The sequence below is a fragment of the Nonomuraea phyllanthi genome (assembly GCF_006334985.2).
GTDB classification, from domain to species: domain Bacteria; phylum Actinomycetota; class Actinomycetes; order Streptosporangiales; family Streptosporangiaceae; genus Nonomuraea; species Nonomuraea phyllanthi.
This window is the reverse complement of the sequence record NZ_VDLX02000013.1, coordinates 24,715-45,581: the sequence shown is the minus strand read 5'-3', so window position 1 is coordinate 45,581 and position 20,867 is coordinate 24,715. Positions and strand designations below refer to the sequence as shown.

Genomic DNA, 20,867 nt, shown 5'->3' with positions numbered 1-20,867 from the left:
ATGGTAGGCGTGCCTTTTGCGACAACCCAGGACGGCGTCAAGCTGTCCTACCAGGTCAGCGGCCAGGTCAGCGGCCGGCGACCCCTCGTAATGCTGCAGGGCCAGGCCAACGACCACCACTGGTGGGACCCGGTACGCGCCGACTTCGAGCGGGATTTCCGTACCATCACCTTCGACTACCGGGGCACCGGCGAGAGCGGCAAGCCGGACGAGCCGTACACCACGCGCGGGTTCGCCGCCGACGTGCTGGCCGTGCTCGACGAGCTGGGCGTGGAGCGGGCGGACGTGTACGGCACGTCGATGGGCGGCCGGGTGGCCCAGTGGCTGGCGGCCGACCACCCGGAGCGGGTCGGGTCACTCGTGCTGGGCTGCAGCTCGCCCGGCGGCGCCCACGGGATCGAGCGCGACAACGCCGTGCGCAGGTCGCTGGCCCAGCCGGACCGGACGGCGGCCGAGCGCGCGCTGCTGGAGTTGATGTACACGCCGGGCTGGCTGGCCACCCACCCGGGCCCGTACCACACGGTCGGCGACCCGGGCATGCCCTCCTACGCCCGCCGCCGGCACCTGGCGGCCAGCGCCGGCCACGACAGCTGGGACGCGCTGCCCTCCATCGTGGCGCCCACGCTGGTGGTGCACGGCACCGACGACGTGTTCAACCCGGCGGCCAACGCCCCGCTGCTGGCCGGGCGCATCCCCGGGGCCGGGTTGCGGATGATCGAGGGGGCGCGGCACGCCTACTTCGAGGAGTTCAGGCAGGTCGCGAGCCCTCTGGTGGTGGAGTTCCTGACGCGCGGGTGAGCCGTCAGGCCCACTGCCTCGCCAGCGACACCAGGTCGGGCGCGGTCAGGCGCGGCGCGCTCATGACGCTCGGGTACGGCATCCCGCGCCGCTCCAGCCACGCCCCGGCCAGCCCGGCCCGCTGCGCCCCGTCGATGTCCCACGGGTGCACCGCGACCAGGGCCGCCTGGTCGGGCCGCACCCCGGCCCTGCCGACCGCGTACTCGTAGGCCGCGCGGGCGGGCTTCCACGCGCGCGGGCCGCTCACGTCGAGCGTGGCCTCCACCAGGTCGAGCAGCCCCTCGCGGCGCAGGATCCCCTGCGTCATGGCGGCCGCGCCGTTGGTCATGGTGAACAGCCGGATGCCGCTCGCGCGCAGCAGCCGCATGCCCTCGGGCACGTCGGGGTGGACCGACAGCTCGGTGAAGCCCTTGAGCACGTGGCTCACGGCCTCCTCCCCCGCGCCCATCTCTTCGAGCACGTCGGCGGCGATCCGGCCGAACTCGGCGAAGCCGCCCGCCGCCGTGAGGGCGAACCCGTCGCGCAGCACGCCCGCGAACCACGTCGCCATGAGCGCGCCGGGCAGCCCCACCTCCTCGAACTTGCCCCTCAGCGGCTCCATGTCGGTGAGCGTCTCGTTGACGTCGAAGATGACGACCTTCGGTTTCATGGGTTTTCCCTTCTGAGAGAGTCGAGCGCGGCTGACGCGCCTTTACGCAGGGCGTCCGGATCCGCGCCGGCGCGCGAGCGGGTGTTGACCCCGTAGGCCAGCAGGGCGAGGAGCTCGGCGCTCGCGTCGAGGTCGGCCCCGGGACGGAGCTGCCCCTGCGCCTCGGCCGCCGCCAGGGCCGCGCGCATGCCCGCGCGGAGCCGGTCGTGGTGCCGGTCGAGCAGGCGGCGCACGTCCGGGTCGGTGCCCTCGGCGTTGGCGTTGGTGGCCATGCAGCCCCAGCGGGCGTGCTCCCCCGCGCACCTGGCCTCGATGAGGCGGTCGAAGAAGGCCGCGATCGCGGGCAGGCCGCGCCCGTCGCCGCTCAGGGCCTCGAACATCGGCTGCGAGCGCTGCTCGACGTAGCGCCGCAGCGCCTTGACGTAGAGGTCCTGCTTGCCGCCGTACGTGGCGTACAGGCTGGAACGGCTGAGCCCGGTCGCCGCCACGACCTCCGCGATGCCCGTGGCGGCGGCGCCGCGCTGCCAGAACAGGCGCTCCACCCGCTCCAGCACCTCGTCCGGGTCGAAATGCTTGATATCCGGCATATCCCCATCTTGGAACGTCTGGTCCAAGATGGCAAATCGGTTGGACGGCGCTCGGCCCGGCTTGTTAGGGTCGCGGCATGTCCAGCCCCGAGGCGTCAAGACGCTAGCCACCGGTCGTCCGGTGGCTGTCTCGCGCTGACGTAGGGCTCTCCGCGAGCCGCGCGGCTCATCGTGATGCGGCCGGTTCTCATCCGGGGCAGGGCCTTCCATGCGCGCCTGCCCGCTTCCTTGTCGATCTCGATGCGGTCGCGGAGTTCTTCTCATGCCTTTCGTCGTCTATCTCCTCGCGCTGGCGGTCTTCGCCCAGGGGACATCCGAATTCATGCTGTCCGGGCTCCTGCCCGGAATCGCGCGGGACCTGCAGGTGTCCATTCCCGCCACAGGGCTGCTGACCTCGGCGTTCGCCGCCGGGATGGTCGTCGGCGCGCCGCTCATGGCGGTGCTGAGCCTGCGCTGGCCCCGGCAGCGCGCCCTGCTCGCCTTCCTGGTCATGTTCCTGGCCGCGCACGTCGCCGGCGCGGTCACCACCAGCTACGGCGTGCTGCTCGGCACGCGGGTCGTCGCGGCCCTGGCCAACGCCGGGTTCCTGGCGGTGGCCATGGCGACCGCCGTCGCGCTCGCGCCGCCGAACGCCAAGGGGCGCGCCACCTCCGTGCTGCTCGCCGGCGTCACGGTCGCCTGCGTCGCGGGCGTGCCGGGCGGCGCGCTGCTGGGCGAGCTGTGGGGCTGGCGCTCCGCGTTCTGGGCGGTGGCCGTCGCCCTGGTCCCGGCCATCATCGCCGTGCCCCGCGCCGTACCGCGCGAGCACCCGGCCACGGCCCTCATCCCCACCGGCGCCGCGGGCGGGGGCGCGCGTGGGGAGCTGCGGGCGCTGCGGACGCCACGGCTGCTGGTGCTCCTCCTGCTCGGGGCGCTGGTCAACGGCGCCACGTTCTGCGCGTTCACCTACCTCGCGCCGCTGCTCACGGGCGACACCGGCATCGACCCCTCCTGGATGCCGCTGATGCTGGCCCTGTTCGGGCTGGGCTCGTTCGCCGGGGTGAGCGCCGGCGGGCGCCTCGCCGACGCGCGGCCGGTGCCGCTCCTGGTGGTCGGCGGCGTCGCGCTGGCCGCCGGCTGGACCGCCTTCGCGCTGACGGCCGGGGCTCCGGTGCCGGCGATCGCGCTGGTGTTCGTGCAGGGCGCGCTGTCGTTCGCCGTCGGCTCCACGCTGGTCTCGCAGGTGCTGTACGCGGCCACCGGCGCCCCCACGCTGGCCGGCGCGTCGGCCACGGCGGCGCTGAACGTGGGCGCGACGCTCGGCCCCTGGCTCGGCGGGACGGCCATCGGCGCCGGGCTCGGGCTGCGCTCGCCGCTGTGGGTGAGCGCGCTGCTGGTGACCGCCGCCCTGGTCACGGCCGCGACCGCCCGCGCGGTCCGGGCGAAGGCCGGCCCGGTGCGTACGGCCTGACGCCTCCTACTGCCGCCGGGCGAGCAGGCCCATGGACGAGGCCAGGAGGTTCCGCGTCCACATGCCCAGGCGGCTCTTCGGGACCATCATGCGGACGTTCGGCCCGATCCGCTGCCTGCTCCTGACGAGCCCTCTGAGCCCCTGCTCGTACCGCTGGAAGGCGGCCCGGTGGCCGGAGGCGCCCGCGAGCTCCTCCGCCAGCCGGTACGCCCCCACGACGGCCAGCTCCGCCCCCGCCCCCGAGGCGGGGGAGGCGCAGTAGGCGGCGTCGCCGACCAGTGCCACCCGCCCCGACGACCACGACGGCACGCGTGCCTGGCTCAGCATGTCGACGTAGCAGTCGGGGTCGGCCAGCACCCCGTCGAGCAGCTCGCGCACCCGCCACGACGTCTCCCGCCCGAACGCCTCCTCCAGCATCTTCCTCTGCCGTCCCAGGTCGCGGTGGTCGTACGCCTGCGGCTCCGACCGGAAGACGAGGTACGCCTTCGCCTGCGCGTGGTTTCCCGACCGGTAGACCCCGGCCATCCGGCCCGGCAGGTTGTACATCGTCATCCACCGGTCCTCCCCGAGCGCGGAGTCGGCGTCGGCGAAGGCGAAGCAGTAACCCATGTGCCGCAGGAACCTCTCCTCCGGGCCGAAGGCCAGCCGCCGCACCGTGGAGTGCAGCCCGTCGGCCCCGACGACCAGGTCGAACCGCCGGGTGGACCCTCCCTCGAACGACACCGTCACGCCTCCGCCGTCCTCCTCCAGCGTGCGTACGGAGTCGCCGAAGACGTACTCGACCTCGGGCGGGGTCACCTCGCGCAGCAGCGCAACGAGGTCTCCCCGCATGATCTCGACCTCGCCGCCCCGGCTCTGCAGGCGGCGCATGTCGATGCGCGCGACGGCGCGGCCGGTCGCGTCGACGAAGGCGATGCCCCGCACGTCGGCCGCCGCCGCCCTGACGCGCGGCATGATCCCCATCCGCTCGGCCACCTCGATCGCCTGGCCCCGCAGGTCCACCCCGTTGCCGCCCGTGCGCGGCCGGGGCGCCCGCTCCACCAGCGTGGGCCGCATCCCATGCCTGGCCAGCCAGTACGCCAGCGTCTGCCCGGCGATCCCCGCCCCCACCACCAGAATGTCCACCGTCACCCTCCCTGACCATCGGTCAGTAGGACTATAGGTTCCCGACCGGCGGTCAGGCAAGGACTAGACTCGGCGCCGTGACCGACGACACCCGATCGCGGATCCTCGACGTGGCGCTCGACCTGTTCGCCTCGCGCGGCTACCACACCACCTCGATCCGCGAGATCGCGGAGCGGCTGGAGCTGACCAAGACCGCGGTCCTCTACCACTTCCCGAGCAAGAAGGAGATCGTCGCCGCGCTGGCCGAGCCGCTGCTGGCCGACATGGAGGCCGCGCTCGCCGCGGCCGGGCGGGCGCCGGCCGGCGAGCGGAGGTGGGCGCTGATCGAGGGGCTGCTCGACGTGTGGCTCGCCCACCGCCACCTGCTCAGGATGCAACTGCGCGACCTGGCGCTGGCGTCGGACGGTCCCGTCTACGAGCGGTTCAGGGACGCCGCGATCATGGCCGAGCACGTCATCGCCGGGCCGCTGGCCGACCACGCGGACCGGATCAGGGCGGTGCAGGCGTTCGCCATGCTCAGCGACCCCGTCGTGATGTTCGCCGACCTGCCGTCGGAGATGCTCCGGCCCGCGGTGCTCGCCGGCGTGGAACGCCTGCTGCAGGAGCCCCCCAAACCCCGGCCCACCCCGAGGCCCGCGACAGAGCCGATGCCGGTGACCGCGCCCGCGCCCGAGGCGACGCCCAGGACCGCACCTGGAACCGCGCCCGGGAGCGCGCCCGAGGCGACGTCCGTGACCGTGTCCGAGGGCGCGCCAGGGACGCCGCGCCGTCGTGGCCGTCCGGGTTCGATGAGCCCGGAGGCGGTCGAGCGGGCCAGGCGCATGCACGCCTCGGGCGAGCACACCGCCGCCGAGATCGCCCGCGCCCTCGGCGTCTCACGCGCCACCCTCTACCGCCACCTGTCCCGCTAATATCGAGACACAATATGCGACATTTTCGAGACACAGCCGGGCGCGCACCCGGGGGCCGATAAATCGGTGGTGTGCCAGGGCCCGGCGAGGCTACGGTTACCGCAGGTCAGCGAGCGGCACACCGGCATCGGCGAGTGCCGCCGCCGGCCGCGCGGACCCGCGGCTCTCCCCTTCGGAGTCGACCGACGGCGAGGCGATGGTCACCACGGGCGCCGTCCTCAAGCCTGCAGACGATCGCGAGCCGCGGGTCCGCCACCGGCCCATCGCGGCCCGCAACTCCCCCGTCCCGGCTCTCAGCGGCCGGCGAAGCCGTCGACGGCCGCGAAAAGCTCATTCTTGAGCGTCTCGCTCCCGGTGTGCCCCGAGTCGTCCACGACGACCAGCTTCGCGTCCGGCCAGACCTTGGCCAGCTCCCACGCCGTGTCCAGCGGCCCGCTCAGGTCGAGCCGCCCGTGGATGAGCACGCCGGGGATCCCGGCCAGCCGACCAGCCTCCCGCAGCAGCACGCCCTCCTCCAGCCAGGCGGCGTTGGAGAAGTAGTGCGCGCAGATGCGGACGAACGCAAGCAGGGCGTCGCTGGGACGGTCGCTGTAGACGTTGCGCTTGCCGTTCGGCTCGGCGGAGATCACCGCGTCCTCCCAGGCCGTCCAGTCATGGGCCGCCTTCGCGCGTACGGCGGGATCGGGGTCGGACATGAGCCGCGAGTACGCCGCCAGCAGCGAGAACGTGTCACCGTCGCGATCGGCCTCCGGGACGCCGTCCCTGAACCGCTCCCACTCCTCCGGGAAGAACCGGCCGACGCCGCGGTAGAGCCAGTCGATCTCGGAGCGGCGGGTGTTCGTGACCGCCACGAGGATGATCTCCGACACCCGCTCGGGATGGGCCTCGGCGTACGCCAGGGTCAGCGTCGAGCCCCACGACCCGCCGTACAGCAGCCACTTGTCGATGCCGAGGTGCTCGCGCAGCTGCTCCATGTCGGCGATCAGATGGTGGGTGGTGTTGGTGCTCAGGTCGGTGGCCGGGTCGCTGGCGTGCGGCCGGCTGCGCCCGCAGTTGCGCTGGTCGAACAGGACGATCCGGTAGCGCTCCGGGTCGAACGTCTTGCGCACCGACGTCGAGCACCCAGAGCCGGGCCCGCCGTGGACGACGAGCGCGGGCTTGCCGTCGGGATTGCCGCAGACCTCCCAGTAGATGAGGTTGCCGTCGCCGGTGTCGAGCATGCCGTGGTCGTACGGCTCAATGGGTGGGAACACGGACAGATCCTAGCGACGTACCGATCCCGCCTCGCGCGGTAAAGAGGGCTAGATCCAACTATGAAGTAACTGAACCACCACGAAGGGTAACGATCACTGCGTACGACCGGATCACCACCCGCAGGGGAGCACCATGTACAAGCAGGCCTTCGCCGCATTCGCCGCGACTTCCGGACTGCTGCTGGCCGCCGGGCCGGCGGCGGCCGAGGACACCGAGACCACCACCACGAGCGCCGTGCCGTGCAGCAACCGCAACGGCTACAGCTACAACCTGAAGCCGCCGCCGCCCCTGACCGGGGACGTGCGGGCGGAGGACGTCGAGAAGCTGATCGAGAAGATCATGCACAACAGCGCGCTGTTCCCGGCCTCCGCCGCGAACCCCGCTGCCCCGAACGCCGCCGTCCCCGCGCCGACGCCGTCCGTGCCGTCCGGCACGCCCGGCAGGAACACGATCGAATCGTGGGTCAACCAGGCGATCACGTGCGCCCAACGTGGCGGGGCGAAGGCACCGCAGCTCAAGTCGGGCGACCCCGACTCGGACGACTTCGACATCTGGTTCGGCGGGGCGGTCGCCGCCCCCGCGCCGGTGTGCACGGCGACCACCGCCCCGGCCGCCCCGGCGCCGGCCCCGTCGACGCTGCTGGAGGCCGTGGGCGTCACGCAGCTGATCAGCGCGCTCATGACCGGCCAGTTCGCCTGCGTCCCGCAGGGCACCGCCACCACGGCGACGCAGCCCCTGGTTCCGCAGTCGGCGGCGGAGCCGGTGATGGACACCGTGCCGCAGGTGACGGCGCAGCAGTCCGCGTCGCTGCTCGACAGCCTCGGGGTCACGGATCTGATCAGCGGGCTCCTCGGGAACTGATCGCGGGAGTAGTCTCGTCGTCAGACGCCCGCGGCGAAGGGACCTCGGCATGGACGGCAGACATCCCGCGCTCGCCCGGCTCGACCTCCTGGTCGGCCGGTGGACGGCTCAGCCGGACGTGCCCGGCCTGGGCAGCGCGCAGGTCGAGTTCTCGTGGCTGGAGGGCGGCATGTTCCTCCGCCAGTTCACCGACGCGGAGCCGCCGCCGGCCACCGCCCCGCAGGAATGGCGGGACAACGTGCCGTTCCCGACCGTCTGCCTGATCGGGCTCGACGACGCCACCGAGGAGCTGACCATGCTGTACGCCGACGCGCGCGGCGTGCACCGGGTCTACCGGACGGCGCTGGCGGACGGCGAGTGGCGGATCTGGCGTGACGCGCCGGGCTTCAACCAGCGCTTCATCGGCACGTTCAGCGCCGACGGCAACACGGTGACGTCCCGGTGGGAGACGTCCAAGGACGGCGAGACCTGGGAGCTCGACTTCGGGATCACGTACGTGAGGGAGGCCCCGACGGGGTGACCGGCCCCGCCTCGTCCCGGGGCCGCCTCAGTCGTCGGCGGTGAGCCCTTCCGCGATCCTGATCAGCTCGTGGTCGACGGCCGTGGCGTCCGGGAACTTCTTCGCGTACGTGGGGCTGAACATGATCGAGACCCGCCGCCGCTCCCCCATGTCGAGGGTGAGCGTCGGGGTGCCCTCCATGCCGTCCTCGCCGACCCCTTCCACGACCAGGTAACCGCTCCGGTCGCCGACGGCCACCTCCCTTCCCTCCCCTTCGTCGCGGTGCGCCCGCACCTGGTCGTCGGCCATCTGGACGGCCGCCCCCTCGTAGACGTGGATCTGCACGCAGTAGAAGCCGCCACTGTCGCCGTCGTAGTTCCACGCGGTCGTGTACCGGTCGCCGAGGTCCGCGGACCAGTGTGACCATCGCAGGCCGTCGGGCAGGTAGCCCACCTTGACGTGCCCGAACTCCCTCCCGTCGCCCAGGTCCCCGAGACTCGGCGGCTCGGACGGCAGGGGCGGGGTGTCGTCGATGGGCGGCGGCGGAAGCGGCGTCTCCGAGATGGCGGGCGCCTGCATGGCCCCAGGGGCCACGGCGACGTAGAGAGGGGCCGCCGCGACGACGGCCAGCGACGTGGCGAGGGCCGCGAGCCTGCCCTGCCGCCTCCGCCGGCGCGACGACCGGATGACCCGCTCCACGAGGTCCGGCGCGGCGTGCAGGTGCGCGGTCTCGTCCGTCATGATCTGGCGCAGTCGTTCCTCAAGCGTGGGCATTCCCGATCACTCCTTCCACGGATGCCTCGCCGAGCGCGGTACGCAGCTTGGCCATCGCCTTCGACGCCTGACTCTTCACCGTGCCGACCGTGCAGCCGAGCACGTCGGCGGTCTGCGCCTCGCTGAGGTCCTCCCAGTACCGCAGGACGATCACGGCGCGCTGCCGCGGTGGCAGGGCGCGCAGCGCGTCCATGAGCAGGTGGCGCAGGTCGACGTCGGTCGAGCGGGCCGGCGTCTCCGGCGGGGTGCGCACCGGGATGATGCGCAGGATGGCCCGGCGGCGGGCCCGGCTGATGGCGGCGTTGACGATGACGCGGCGCACGTACGGCTCGGGGCTGTCGTGCCGTACCCTCTCCCAGTTCCTGTAGGTGCGCTCCAGCGCCGTCTGCAGCAGGTCCTCGGCCTCCACCTCGTCGCCGCAGGCGAGGTAGGCGACCCGCAGCAGGGTCGTGGCCCTCGCCGCCACGAACTCGCCGAAGGCGTTTTCCGCGGCGCTCACCGTTGTCTGTCCCGTTTCACGCCCCCTTATACGCCTCGGCCGGCTTCAACGGTTGCCCGGAGGTCGCGGGCAACTTCGCGGGGCCTCCAGGCGTATAGGGGGACATCACCACGGATATCGGAGGAAACAGATGAAGCTCACGACCGTACCGGTGCGGCCGGCCTTCGCCATCGGGGCCGTCGGCCTGGCCGCGGTGAGCACGGCCGTGCTGGTGGGCCTGCCGAGCCTCACGAAGGCGCCGGAGGCGCGCCTCGCCGCCGCCGCGTCGGCTCCGCCGGCGGGCGCGTACTGGCACACGAAGGTGCTGTTCACGATGACGAATCCCCGGCAGCTCGGCACCAAGGCGAATCCCTACTGGGTGGTGGAGCAGCGGCTCAGCGAGCAGTGGACCACGCCGGAGGGCCGGACCTGGGTCGGCTACCGCACAGCGGGGGCGTATCCGAAGAGCGCGGCGGACCGGGCGGCCTGGCGGCGCGACGGCTCGCCGAAGAAGTGGACCCGCACGGCCGACGGCCGCACCGTGTCGCTGTCCACCGAACCGGACAAGGGCCACGTCGCTCCCGTACGGGGTGACACCACATTCTTCCTGGCCGGGCAGCGGCTGACGTACGACGAGGTGCAGCGGCTCCCGGCGAAACCGGACGCGCTGAAGTCCTGGCTCGCGGAGGCCGCGCGGGTGTCACGGGCCGATGAGAGCGCGGTGGACAGGTTCGTCACCAGCGCCCTGCCGGATCTGCTCCACCGGCTTCCCGCCCCGCGAGAGGTCCGCGCCGCCGCCTACCAGGCGCTGCTGACGATGCCCGGCGTGCGCCCGGCGGGAGAGAAGAAGGACGGCGTGGGCAGGACCGGCGCGGCCGTCTCGATCGACTACCCGGAGACCCGCCAGGGGAAGAACACGTTCACGAGCGGGGCCGAGCTGATCATCGACACCGGCACGATGCTCCTGCTGTCCGAGGGCCACACGTCCACGATCAACGGCAAGCCGTTCCTGAACAAGACCACCACCCAGGCCGTGCTCCAGGCCGGCTGGACCGACGCCGAACCGGCCGTGCCCACCCTGCCGTAGCGCCCCGGGCCCTCTACGGCAGGGCCTGTCACGGGTGACTACTTGATCACCCGTCCTGTCAGCTTCTGCCCGTCCACGGGCACGGCCATGCAGTAGACGGTCCGGTAGCGCGGCCAGTGGTCCCGGCCCGGCCCGAGCCCCCACACGCCGACCTCGTCCATCCTCGACTCCTTGATGCGCATCCTGGGAGTGCACCCCTCCTCCACGAGCCGCGCCATCTCCGCTTCCGGATACGGACCTTCGGGAAGGATGTACATCGTCGCGAACTCGGCCGAGTGCGGCACGTCGCAGGGGACGACGGTCACGTCGAACGTCGTCGGCAGGGGCTCGATGCAGTCGCCGGGCCGCAGCACCGTGGCGGGAAACCGTTCCGCGCCGGGGATGGCGCTCTCTTCCGGTGGCGTCTCCGGGGTGGCGGCAGGTTCTGGCTCGGGGAACGCGGCTGGCGCCGGGTCACCCGCGCAGCCGATGAGCGAGATCGCCAGGCAGAAGGCGATCAGTGATGTGCGAACCATGGCACCTGAGGGTGGCAGGCGCAGATCACCTGGGGATCGCGGACCGGCCACCCCTTCGTACGGCGGCGCCACCGCACGGAAGGGTGCGCGTCACCCCGCCGTGTGCGCGAGGACGGCGGCGGCCAGTTCCTCGTGCACCTCGGGCGGCAGCGTGTGCCCCATGCCCTCGACGATCACGAGCCGCGCGTCCGGGATCCGCTCCGCGATGATCGCGCCGTGGCCCGGCTTGGCCGGCTCGTGGCTGCCCTCGATGACCAGCGTGGGCGCCTTCACCCGGTGCAGCACGCCCACCGGCTCGAAGTCGGGCTTGGCCATCGCGGCCAGCCGGTGGTTGGCCACCGCCGACAGGTCACGGGCCCGGTCGTAGATCCGCTCCTGCAGCCGGCGCGCCGCGTCCTCGTCGAACGGCAGCCCGGCACCGTGCAGCACGCGCTGCTCGGCGATCATGCCGTCGATCCGCGCGCGCCGGTCCTCCGGCGGCGGGGCGGCCATCAGCGCGCGGTAGAAGTCCACGAACTCCGGCGTCGGCTCCGGCAGGCCGCCCTCGGGCTGCGGCTGCCCCATCAGGGCCCGCATGATCACCTGGCCCTCGCCGCCGCCCAGCGGCGAGGAGCCGATGACGGTCAGCGTGCGCACCCGCTCCGGCCGCTCCACGGCGGCGAACTGGCCGAGCAGCCCGCCCGCCGAGTGGCAGACCAGGTGCGCGCTCTCCAGGCCGTGGGCGTCCATCACGCGGTACACGTCGTTCTTGATGTCGTCCCACGTGTACGGCTCCGCCGCGAAGTCGACGGTGCCCGACATGCCGGTGTCACGGTGGTCGTACCGGATCACCCGGCGGCCTCCGGCGGTGAGCCGGCCGACGAACTCGTCCGGCCACAGGATGCCCTGCGACATCGAACCCATGATCAGCAGGATCGGCGCATCCGTCTCGGCGCCGAACTCTTCACTCCAGATGTTCTGCATGTGTCACAGCATGTCGTCTCGGGCTACGGGGGCCTTCTGTAGAACTACTAGTCGCGCCAGTTCCGTACGGGAGCCGATGCCCAGCTTCGGATAGATCTTGTACAGGTGGTACTCGACCGTGCGCGGGCTCAGGAAGAGCTGGGCCGCGATCTGCTTGCTCGACAGCCCGTCCGCGACCAGGCCCGCGATGCGCAGCTCCTGCGGGGTCAGGGCGTCCAGCACGGCCGGGGGCGGGGCCTGCCCGCTCTCGCCCGCCGCCCGCAGCTCGGCCTGCGCGCGCCGGGCCCACGGACGCGCGCCCGCCCGCTCGAACGTCTCCCACGCCGTCCGCAGGTGCGAGCGCGCCTCGCCCGGCCGCTGGGCGCGGCGCAGGCGCTCGCCCAGCAGCAGCGCCGTCCTGGCCGCCTCGAACGGGTTGGTGTGCAGCCGCAGCGCCTCGCCGAAGGCGTCCTCGGACGAGTCGGCCAGGCCCCGGCAGCGGGCCAGCAGCGCGCGTGACTCGGGCGTCGCGGCGTGCGCCGACCACCGCTCGTACGCGGCCAGCGTCGCCCGCGCGCCTTTCTCGTCGCCCGCGCCCACGGCGGCCTCGACGCGATCCGGCGCCGTCCGCCACACCACGGTCGGGTGCCCCGCGCCCGGTCCCGCCGCGGCGATGGCCGTGAAACGGTCGTGCGCCGCCGCGTGGCGGCCCAGGCACAGGTCGAGCAGCGCCAGCGCGTACGCGGCCACCCCCGCCCGCAGGCCCACCCGATGCGGGACCGCGATGGCCAGCGCCTCGCGCGCCTGCCGCTCGCAGGCCTCCTCCTCGCCCCGCAGCGCCGCCACCGCCGCAAGGTTCGCCAGGTGCGCGGCCACCGTGTTCTCGTATCCGGCCTCCCTGGCCAGCTCCAGGCCCTCCTCGGAGACCGCCTGGCTGCGTGCCAGCCGCCCGGCGAGGCGCTCCGCCGTCGCCACGAACTCCAGCACCACGGGCAGCTGCCCGGTCATCCCCGACACCCTGGCGACCTGTCCGGCCCGGCTCGCCATCTCGGTGGCGAGGTCGGCCTCACCCAGGTAGCTGGCCGCGGCCGCCGCCCACAGGTATCCCGCCGCGTCCTCCAGGTCGCCGGCCCGCGCCAGCGCCCGGCGGAGCAGGCCAGGCCCGGCGGCGTCGCCGTCCAGCGTCAGGCCGATCCCGGCCACCGCGTCCCGCAGGAACCCCTCGGGGTGCGCCGCCGCCCTCCTGCCGAGCTCGACGATGGCCGCCGTGTCGCCGACGTACGAGGCCGCCTCCGCGGCGTCGGCCAGCATGTCGAGCCGGTCGCCCGCCGCGAGGATCCGTACGGCCTCGGCTGCGCTGCCCGAGTTGAGCTCGAACCGGCCCCGGAGCTGGGCGATCTCCATGGCGAGGCCGGCGTCCCCGCGGGCCTCCTCGCGAGCCTCGGCCAGGAGCGACTCCGCCTGTCCCGGGCGGCCGCCGAGCCAGGCCGCGACCGCGGCGTCCTTCAGGCGTTCGGCACGGGTGCACGGGTCGGGGGTCAGCTCGGCGGCCCTGGCGAGGGCCGTGGCGGCGGTGCCGTAGCCGCCGCCGTCGCGTGCCCGCCCCGCGGCGGCCACCAGCGCGGCGGCGACCCGCTCGTCCTGGCCCACGGCGGCTCCGGCCAGGTGCCAGGCGCGGCGGTCGCCCCCGGTGAGCTCCGCCAGGACCGCGTGCACCCGGCGGACGTCGGCGGGGGCGGCCGCCTCGTGCACCGCGGACCGGATGAGCGGATGCCGGAAGCGTACCTTCGTGCCCGACACCACGCCGGCCAGCCCAGATTCCTCCAGCTCGGCCAGCGCCCCGGCCGAGGCCGGTCGCCCGGCCGCGTCCTCTCCGGACCCTGTCGCGCCTTGCCCGGCCGCGTCCTCCCCGGACCCTGTCGCGCCTTGCCCGGCCGCGTCCTCCCCGGGCCCTGTCGCGCCTTGCCCGGCCGCGTCCTCCCCGGGCCGTACCGCCCGTTGCCCGGCCGCCAGCCGATCGGCGGCGCGAAGGACCAGGTCGAGGTCGGCCTCGACGGCGGCGACCAGGGCGACCAGCCGGGCGGGGGGCGACAGCGCGGCCACCCGCTCGCCGAAGAGCCGCGCGCCACCGGGCATCGGATCGGGCAGCGGCTCGCGCCCGGCGAGCTGCGCCGGGGTCAGCCGGGCTGCGATCTCGCCCAGGGCGAGCGGGTTCGCGCCGGTCAGCGTGACGAGCTCCCGCACCACAGGGGCGGGCAGCGCGCCGTGCCGTGACTCCAGCAGCTCGGCCGCGGCGGGCTCGGGCAGGCCGCGCACGTCCACCGCCGGCGGCATGCCCTTGACCGGAGCGTCCCCGCGCACGGCGAACAGCATCGCGATCCGTTCCGTCCCCAGCCGCCTGGCGGCGAACAGCAGCGCGTCCGCCGAGGCCCGGTCCACCCACTGGAAGTCGTCGACTACGCAGATCAGCCCGTCCGGGGCGGCGGTCTCGGCCAGCAGCGACAGCACGCCGGCGCCGAGCAGGAACCGATCGCCGGCGCTGCCGGAGGCGAGCCCCAGGGCCGCGCGCACGGCGTCGCGCTGCGGCTCCGGCAGCGCGTCGAGCGAGCCGGTCACCGGCCACAACACCTGGTGCAGCGCAGCGAAAGCCAGGTCGGACTCGTGCTCCACGCCGGTGGTCCGCAGCACCCGCATCGCGCCGGCGCGCGCGGCCGCCGCGTCGAGCAGGGCCGTCTTGCCCGCGCCCGCCTCTCCCCGCAGCACCACGGCGCCGCCGCGCCCCTCGCGGGCGCGCGCGATCACCTCGTCGAGCGCTCCCATTTCCGCTGACCTGCCGTAAAGCACAATTATCTACTCTAGGAGGGGCGAAGACGGCAGTGCGGCGCGGCCGCCCGGCACGTACGCCATCATGCGGACGGCCGCCGCGCTAATGGGCGCCCGCAAGCGGCTCCCGCGTACGGGCGCCGGGGAGCAGCGGGCCGACCAGGGCGGCGACGGCGAAGACCGCGACGTTGAACCACAGCGCGGTCGCCGTCGCCGACGCGAACCCGTCCCCGGCGAGAGCGAAGAAGACCGCGCCGACGACCGCGACCCCCAGGGCGGTGCCGAGCTGGATGGCCGTGTTGACCACCCCTGAGCCGGCGCCGGCGTCGTCCGCGGGCACCTCGCTGAGCGCCACGGTGGCCAGGATCGGCACGCACAGGCCCATCCCGAGCCCGATGACCAGTTCGGCCGCCACCACATAGGGCCAGGACAGCCCCGCTCCGAGCACGGTGACCGAGGCGATCATCATAGTCACCCCCGCCGCCATGACCGCCGCGCCCGCGCCGACGAGCCGCCGGCTCGCCCGGCGCAGCGCCGGCCGGGTGGTCACGGTGATCCCGAGGGGCCAGGCGAGCGTCACCAGCGCGACCCGCAACGGCGCCCAGCCCAGCCCGGCCTGCAGGTGGTAGGTCATCACCAGGAAGAACGACGTCACTCCCGAGAACACCAGCAGCACCACGACCACGCCGACCGTGAAGGAGCGGCGGGCGAACAGCGCCGGCGGCACCAGCGCGGACCCGTCCAGGCGATGGCGCCACCGCTGGTGGGCGGCGAACGCGGGGACGGCCGCCACGGCCGCCGCGATGACCGCGTACATCCAGCCCGGCCATCCGGCCTCGCTCCCCCGCGTGAGCGGATAGAGCACGCCGACCATGATCAGGGCCACCAGCACGACCCCCACCAGGTCGAGGCGCAGTGGCCGGGTGGAGCGCGTCTCCGGCATGGCGCGCACGGCCAGCCAGAACGTGACCATCCCGATGGGCGCGTTGATCAGGAAGATCGCCCGCCAGCCCAGCCCGGCCAGATCGTACTCGGTCAGCAGGCCGCCCAGGAACGGCCCGCTCACGCTTCCCGCACTGAGCACCGCTCCCAGCATCGCGAACGCCCTGGCCCGCTCGTGCGGCTCGAACATCGCCACGATCACCGACATGACCTGGGGCACCATCAGCGCCGCCAGCGCCCCCTGCGCGAACCGGCCGGCGACGAGCATCTCGGGCGCCGTCGCGGCCCCGCAGACCACCGAGGCGAGCGTGAAACCAGCGACGCCGAGCAGGAAGATCCGCCTGCGGCCGAAAATGTCGCCCAGCCGCCCGCCGGTGATCAGCAAGACCGCGAACGCGAGCGCGTAGCCGGCCAGGCTCCATTGGGCCAGGGCGGATCCGCCGGCGAGATCGCGCTGGATACGCGGCAGGGCGATGCTGACGATCGTGGCGTCCATGTTGTCCATGAAGGCGGCGGTCAGGACGACGCCGAGCACAAGTCGGCGCCGAGAGGACACGGACATGCCTTAGCCTTACTTCAGACGAAAAGAGAGAGAATATTTTCTAGAGTATCTCTATTTTAGAGAGATTTTCGAGGGAGCCATCATGGCGAAGGACCGGCGGGAGCTGATCGCGGCCGTGTCCGACCAGGGCCGGGTGACGGCCATGCGATCGGCGCTGTTCCATGTGGTGGTCGCCGCCCGGGCGGGGATCAACGTGACCGACTTCAACTGCCTGGCCGTGCTCGACAAGGAAGGGCCGATGACCCCCCACGAGCTGGCCGAACGCATCGGGCTGACGCGCGGCGGCGCCATCACGGCCGCGATCGACCGGCTGGAACGGGCCGGGTACGCCTCCCGCCGCCGGGACGCGACGGACCGCCGGCGGGTGCTCGTCGAGCTGGTGCGCGAAGGCCCCTATCAGGACCTGCTGGGCTTTCTGGAAGGGGTCGACCGCGCCTATGCCGAGCTCGCGGCCGGCTATAGCGACGAGGAACTGGCCGTCGTGCACGACTTCGCGCTGCGGGCGAATGAGCTGATCGACGAGCAGACACGGCGGCTGAGGGACCAGCCCCCCTGACAAGTTGCGGAGTCAGAAAATTTGCTGACTCCGCACGTTTCGATACCATCGCTCGCGTGACCGGATTGAGGGAGCGCAAGAAGCGCGCCACGCGCGAGGCGCTGATGAGCGCGGCGCTGCGGCTGGTGCTGGAGCGGGGGCTGGACAACGTACGGATCGAGGACATCTCCGCCGAGGCCGGAGTGTCCCCGCGCACGTTCAGCAACTACTTCTCCAGCAAGTACGAGGCGCTGGCCGCCCGCCACACCGACCGGGCGGAGCACCAGGTCGCGGCGCTGCGTGCGCGGCCCGCAGGCGAACCGTTGTGGCAGGCGATCACCGAGGCGACGATCCAGGCCTGGGAGCGGCACGCGGGCACCCAACCCGTCACGCCCGAGCCCGAGCGGCTCGCCGCCACCCGGCTGCTCATCGAGGAGCCCAGCCTGCAGGCGGAAGCGCTGAAGCTGGCCTTCGCCTCACAGCGGGAGTTCGCCGCCGCGGTCGCCGAGCGCACCGGCGGCGACCCCGAGCGTGACCTCTACCCCCACCTGGTCGCCGCCACCGTGAGCGCCGCCGTGCAGGCCGCCGTGGGGCACTGGCTGCACGCCGATCCGCCTGTCCCGATCGTTCCGCTGCTCCGCGACGCACTGCGCCGGCTGTCGGCCGGACTTCCCGACCCATCGACGCAAGGAGGCGCATGAGCGCGGACACCGACATCGTCATCGTCGGAGGCGGCCCCAACGGCCTGATGCTGGCCTGCGAGCTCGGCCTGGCCGGGCTCCGGCCACTGGTCGTCGAGCGCCTGCCGCACCGCAGCGACCTGCCCAAGGCCAACGCCGTCATCGGCCAGGTCGCGCACCTGCTGCACCGGCGCAGCCTGGGCAGCGGCCCGCCCGCGCCCGCGCCCGCCTTCGTCTTCGGCGCGCTGCCGCTGGATCTGGCCGGCCTCGAGGACAACCCCCTGACCGGGATACGGATCAAGCAGCCGGAGCTCGAGGAGCAGCTGGAGCGCCGGGCGGTGGAGGTGGGGGCGCGGATCCGGCGCGGGCACGAGCTGACCGGACTGGCGCAGGACGCTGACGGCGTGACGCTCCGCCTGACCGGCCCCGACGGCCCGTGCGAGCTGCGCGCCGGCTACCTGGTCGGGTGCGACGGCGGGCACAGCACGGTCAGGAAGCTCGCCGGCATCGACTTCCCCGGGGTGAGCCAGAGCGACATCGTCAGCCGCGCCGCCCAGGTCGGCGTACCCGGCGCGACCCTGCGGCCCGAGCGCGCCGAGCTGGAGGTGCCGGGGGTCGGGATGTTCGGGCTGTACGCCTGGCACCGGACCGACCGCGGCGCGTACGCCATGCTGCCCGCCGGCCCCGGCGTCCTGACCGTGAGCGTGATGGAGTGGAACAGCGGGGCGCCCGGCGACGACGTGCCGATGACCATCGCCGAGCTGCGCACCAGCCTGGCCCGCGTGACCGGTGCGGACCTGCCCCTGGCCGCCCCCGCCGGGGACGGCCCCCACCTGCTGCGCCGCCTGAACGGCCGCAACACCCGCGTGGCCGGGCGCTACCGCGAGGGCAGGGTGTTCCTGGCCGGTGACGCCGCCCACGTCCATTCGGCCATGGGCGCCCCCGGGCTCAACCTGGGCCTGCAGGACGCCGCGAACCTGGCCTGGAAGCTGGCCGCGGCCGTGCGCGGCTGGGCCCCGCCCGGCCTGCTGGACACCTACCAGGCCGAGCGCCGGCCGGCCGCCCTGCGCGTCGCGATGCACTCCAAGGCCCAGCTGGCCCTGACCGCTCCCGGGCCGGAGGTCACCGCGCTGCGCGAGCTGTTCGGCGAGATGCTGTCCGACAGGGCCAACCTCCGCCGCATCGCCGGGCTCCTGGCCGGCGCCGACCTGCCCTACCCGATGCCCGCCCCGCCGCACCCGCTCCTCGGCCGCTTCCTGACGGACCTGCCCGCGCGGCTCCACCAGCCCGCGTCGGACGCCCGGCCGCTGCTCCTCGACCCCACCGGCGGCCTGCGGGTCCGGCACTCGCGCGTGGACGTGGTGCCCGTGCAGGCGCCACCCGCGCTGCTCCTGCGCCCCGACGGCTACGTGGTCTGGGCCGGAACCCCGGACGACACCCTGGACGACGCGCTACGCACGTGGTTCGGCGAATCCCGCGAACCCTGAGGTGGCGGGCCCGGCCGGGGTCATCCCATGATGACGGTGAGGTCGAACGTGCCCTGGTGAGGGATGCGGAGGGCGTGGAAGCGGCGGGAGCCGTCGCGGAAGTAGCGGACGGTGCCGGCCGCCAGGGTCGCCGGCATGGGGGCGCTCCAGCGGAAGCGGATCGTGGTGCGGCCCCGGCGGAGGTCGAAGCCGTCGGCGGTGGCGGTGGTCGCGCCGCCGAACGCGGCCCGGGTGCCGTCGGTGAAGGTGAGGACGTCCGTGGGGTGGAGGACGAGGGGGATCTGCTCGGTGGCGGCGGCGTTCGCCGTGACCGTGCGCCGGATCGTCCGGCGGGTGACCAGGACCTCCGTGGTGACGTCGGCGTTGCCGTAGCGGATGCCGAACGCGGCGGGGGCCGGGCCGACGGTCCACTCCCTGCCGCCGGGGGCGCCGCGGAAGTAGGTGGCGGGCAGCGAGCCGTCGGAGTCGGGCGCCTGGCCGGGGAAGACGGTGGACCAGCACGCGTAGTTGTTGTTGTTGAGCCCGCAGATGACCGTGCCGGCCTCGGGGTGCCACACGAAAGTCAGGCCGGTGCGTCCGCGTGAGGCGCGGCTGCCGAAGTAGCCGCCCAGGTACAGGCCGGGCTTGCGGACGTACAGGAAGTCCTGGCCGCGGTCCCTGCGCAGCTCGACGAAGTCGTCCCTGCGCAGGTAGGGCAGGTCCCGGATGGCGGCGGCGCGCTGCTGCCTGGTGGGGAAGCGCTCGCCGTACAGGCCGTGGGTGAGGATGCGCGGTGAGGTGTCCTGCTTGGCGAGCGGGGCGACCGGGTCCGCGGAGGCGGCCCAGGCGGCGCGGGCGTCCGCGAGGTCCTCGCGGGCGGTCATGAACGCCGACAGCAGCGGCACGTGGCGGGTGAACGTCCAGTTGAGCGAGGTCCGGTCGGGGTCGGGCCTGACCTCGTCGTACCAGCGGGTGCTGGTACGGGTGGAGGGGGCCACGTTGACCATGTACCCGGAGCCGTCGGGCTCGCGCAGCAGGTTGTAGGACAGGAAGCCGGTGAACGCGCGGGCCATGTCCACCAGATGCGGATCACGGTTCACCTGGTAGGCGTCGGCCATCTCGGGGAGCATGACCTCGAAGTTGTAGTTCATGTCGTGGCCGCCCTCCTCATGGAAGAAGCCGACGGAGCTCTGGCCGACCGTGGGGAGCCTGGCGAACGCCTCGGTCAGGCGGGCGGCGAGAGCGGAGTCGGGATCGAGCCGGAGCGCGTGCGTGGATCCGGCGAGGCCCGCGGTGGTCTGGTTCGCATAGGGGAGCTGGTCCTGCCAGCCGGGACGGTTGTCGAGGTCCAGGAACCACGTCATGGCCGTACGCAACGCGGCGGTGATCTGTGCCTGCCGCGCGGGCAGCGCCCCGGCCGCGCGCAGGAGGCGCAGGGTCTTGGCCAGGTAGCCGATGCCGAACCCGGTGGCCGCCAGGCCGTGCTGGCCGGGATTGCGCTCGGGGAAGGTGCCGTCGGGGTGCTGGAGTGACAGGTAGTGGCCGAGCGCCGCGTCGAGCGCGGCCAGCAGATCGGCGTCGCCCGCGTACGGGTTCCACGGGCGGGCGTTGGCGTGGAACCAGGCCAGCGTGAAGACGTGCTCCTGGATCCTGGCGTTGTACGGCGCCGCCGGTGAGCGCCACCAGCCCCCGGCGAAGAACCCGCTGTCGTCCATGTCGTTGACCATGGGCGCGAGGGTGGCGAGGTAGGGCGCGAAGCGCTGCTCGTGGGGGGCGAACAACCTGCGGTCCAGACCCGCGGGCAGCGGCGCCAGACGGGACGCCGCGGCCAGGGCGGCGCCGGGCACGGCGAGGGAGGTGGCCACCGGGAGCAGGGCGGCGGCGCGGAGCAGGGTACGGCGGGAGAGCATGGCACTGCTGGGGAGCATG

20 protein-coding genes are annotated in these 20,867 nt (G+C 73.5%); 9 read left to right on the top strand and 11 right to left on the bottom strand.

Annotation, left to right across the window (positions count from 1 at the left end; all coding sequences use genetic code 11):
* Window positions 1–798, top strand: a complete 798-nt coding sequence (locus FH608_RS31185) for an alpha/beta fold hydrolase (protein WP_394367710.1) — start codon at window positions 1–3, stop codon at window positions 796–798.
* Between the two features lie 4 nt (window positions 799–802).
* Here FH608_RS31185 and FH608_RS31180 read toward each other — a convergent pair whose 3' ends face one another.
* Window positions 803–1,447 (bottom strand): haloacid dehalogenase type II, encoded by a 645-nt coding sequence (locus FH608_RS31180; protein WP_139635899.1) that lies wholly within the window; start codon window positions 1,445–1,447, stop codon window positions 803–805.
* Complete coding sequence (locus FH608_RS31175) at window positions 1,444–2,034, bottom strand: TetR/AcrR family transcriptional regulator (protein WP_139635898.1); 591 nt, start codon at window positions 2,032–2,034, stop codon at window positions 1,444–1,446. The genes FH608_RS31180 and FH608_RS31175 overlap by 4 nt, the downstream gene beginning before the upstream one ends.
* A 262-nt stretch (window positions 2,035–2,296) precedes the next feature.
* Between FH608_RS31175 and FH608_RS31170 the strand changes: the two genes are divergently transcribed.
* Complete coding sequence (locus tag FH608_RS31170; protein ID WP_139635897.1) at window positions 2,297–3,484, top strand: Cmx/CmrA family chloramphenicol efflux MFS transporter; 1,188 nt, start codon at window positions 2,297–2,299, stop codon at window positions 3,482–3,484.
* Between the two features lie 6 nt (window positions 3,485–3,490).
* Here FH608_RS31170 and FH608_RS31165 read toward each other — a convergent pair whose 3' ends face one another.
* A complete protein-coding gene (locus FH608_RS31165; RefSeq protein WP_193318727.1) occupies window positions 3,491–4,609 on the bottom strand; it encodes an FAD-dependent oxidoreductase in 1,119 nt (372 codons plus the stop codon).
* A gap of 77 nt (window positions 4,610–4,686) precedes the next feature.
* On the opposite strand from FH608_RS31165, the gene FH608_RS31160 reads away from it, so the two are divergent.
* On the top strand, window positions 4,687–5,520 hold the full coding sequence (locus tag FH608_RS31160; protein WP_139635895.1) for a TetR family transcriptional regulator: 834 nt from the start codon (window positions 4,687–4,689) through the stop codon (window positions 5,518–5,520).
* Between the two features lie 293 nt (window positions 5,521–5,813).
* On the opposite strand, the gene pip is transcribed toward FH608_RS31160, so the two are convergent.
* Window positions 5,814–6,773 carry a prolyl aminopeptidase gene (gene pip / locus FH608_RS31155; protein WP_139635894.1) on the bottom strand — a complete coding sequence of 320 codons (960 nt, stop codon included), beginning with the start codon at window positions 6,771–6,773 and terminating at the stop codon, window positions 5,814–5,816.
* 133 nt (window positions 6,774–6,906) lie between these two features.
* Here pip and FH608_RS31150 point away from each other — a divergent pair, with 133 nt between their 5' ends.
* On the top strand, window positions 6,907–7,635 hold the full coding sequence (locus tag FH608_RS31150) for a hypothetical protein (protein WP_139635893.1): 729 nt from the start codon (window positions 6,907–6,909) through the stop codon (window positions 7,633–7,635).
* Window positions 7,636–7,684: 49 nt separating this feature from the next.
* Complete coding sequence (locus tag FH608_RS31145; protein ID WP_139635892.1) at window positions 7,685–8,155, top strand: hypothetical protein; 471 nt, start codon at window positions 7,685–7,687, stop codon at window positions 8,153–8,155.
* 27 nt (window positions 8,156–8,182) lie between these two features.
* Here the strand turns inward: FH608_RS31145 and FH608_RS31140 are convergent, their stop codons facing one another.
* Together FH608_RS31140 and FH608_RS31135 are read right to left on the bottom strand one after the other, a co-directional pair.
* Window positions 8,183–8,908 (bottom strand): hypothetical protein, encoded by a 726-nt coding sequence (locus tag FH608_RS31140; RefSeq protein ID WP_139635891.1) that lies wholly within the window; start codon window positions 8,906–8,908, stop codon window positions 8,183–8,185.
* The gene (locus FH608_RS31135) at window positions 8,895–9,407 is read right to left on the bottom strand and encodes a SigE family RNA polymerase sigma factor (protein WP_139635890.1); all 513 of its coding nucleotides are present in this window, start codon (window positions 9,405–9,407) and stop codon (window positions 8,895–8,897) included. The genes FH608_RS31140 and FH608_RS31135 overlap by 14 nt, the downstream gene beginning before the upstream one ends.
* A gap of 130 nt (window positions 9,408–9,537) precedes the next feature.
* On the opposite strand from FH608_RS31135, the gene FH608_RS31130 reads away from it, so the two are divergent.
* Window positions 9,538–10,473, top strand: coding sequence for a hypothetical protein (locus FH608_RS31130; RefSeq protein ID WP_139635889.1), 936 nt, complete (start codon window positions 9,538–9,540; stop codon window positions 10,471–10,473).
* A gap of 38 nt (window positions 10,474–10,511) precedes the next feature.
* On the opposite strand, the gene FH608_RS31125 is transcribed toward FH608_RS31130, so the two are convergent.
* From FH608_RS31125 to FH608_RS31110, 4 genes are all read right to left on the bottom strand, one after another.
* Window positions 10,512–10,988 carry a hypothetical protein gene (locus FH608_RS31125; RefSeq protein WP_139635888.1) on the bottom strand — a complete coding sequence of 159 codons (477 nt, stop codon included), beginning with the start codon at window positions 10,986–10,988 and terminating at the stop codon, window positions 10,512–10,514.
* A 90-nt stretch (window positions 10,989–11,078) separates the two neighbouring features.
* A complete protein-coding gene (locus tag FH608_RS31120) occupies window positions 11,079–11,951 on the bottom strand; it encodes an alpha/beta fold hydrolase (protein WP_139635887.1) in 873 nt (290 codons plus the stop codon).
* A gap of 3 nt (window positions 11,952–11,954) precedes the next feature.
* Entirely contained in the window at window positions 11,955–14,774 is a 2,820-nt protein-coding gene (locus tag FH608_RS31115; protein ID WP_139635886.1) for an AAA family ATPase, read from the bottom strand.
* Window positions 14,775–14,856: 82 nt separating this feature from the next.
* Entirely contained in the window at window positions 14,857–16,257 is a 1,401-nt protein-coding gene (locus FH608_RS31110; RefSeq protein WP_139635885.1) for an MFS transporter, read from the bottom strand.
* Between the two features lie 82 nt (window positions 16,258–16,339).
* Between FH608_RS31110 and FH608_RS31105 the strand changes: the two genes are divergently transcribed.
* From FH608_RS31105 to FH608_RS31095, 3 genes are read left to right on the top strand one after another with little or no spacing between them, the layout of a single operon-like run.
* Window positions 16,340–16,813 (top strand): MarR family transcriptional regulator, encoded by a 474-nt coding sequence (locus FH608_RS31105; RefSeq protein ID WP_139635884.1) that lies wholly within the window; start codon window positions 16,340–16,342, stop codon window positions 16,811–16,813.
* 56 nt (window positions 16,814–16,869) lie between these two features.
* The gene (locus FH608_RS31100; protein WP_226900059.1) at window positions 16,870–17,493 is read left to right on the top strand and encodes an acyl-CoA-like ligand-binding transcription factor; all 624 of its coding nucleotides are present in this window, start codon (window positions 16,870–16,872) and stop codon (window positions 17,491–17,493) included.
* Window positions 17,490–18,959, top strand: coding sequence for an FAD-dependent monooxygenase (locus FH608_RS31095; protein ID WP_139635883.1), 1,470 nt, complete (start codon window positions 17,490–17,492; stop codon window positions 18,957–18,959). The genes FH608_RS31100 and FH608_RS31095 overlap by 4 nt, the downstream gene beginning before the upstream one ends.
* 20 nt (window positions 18,960–18,979) lie before the next feature.
* On the opposite strand, the gene FH608_RS31090 is transcribed toward FH608_RS31095, so the two are convergent.
* Complete coding sequence (locus FH608_RS31090; protein WP_226900058.1) at window positions 18,980–20,866, bottom strand: hypothetical protein; 1,887 nt, start codon at window positions 20,864–20,866, stop codon at window positions 18,980–18,982.
* Window position 20,867 lies beyond the last annotated feature (1 nt).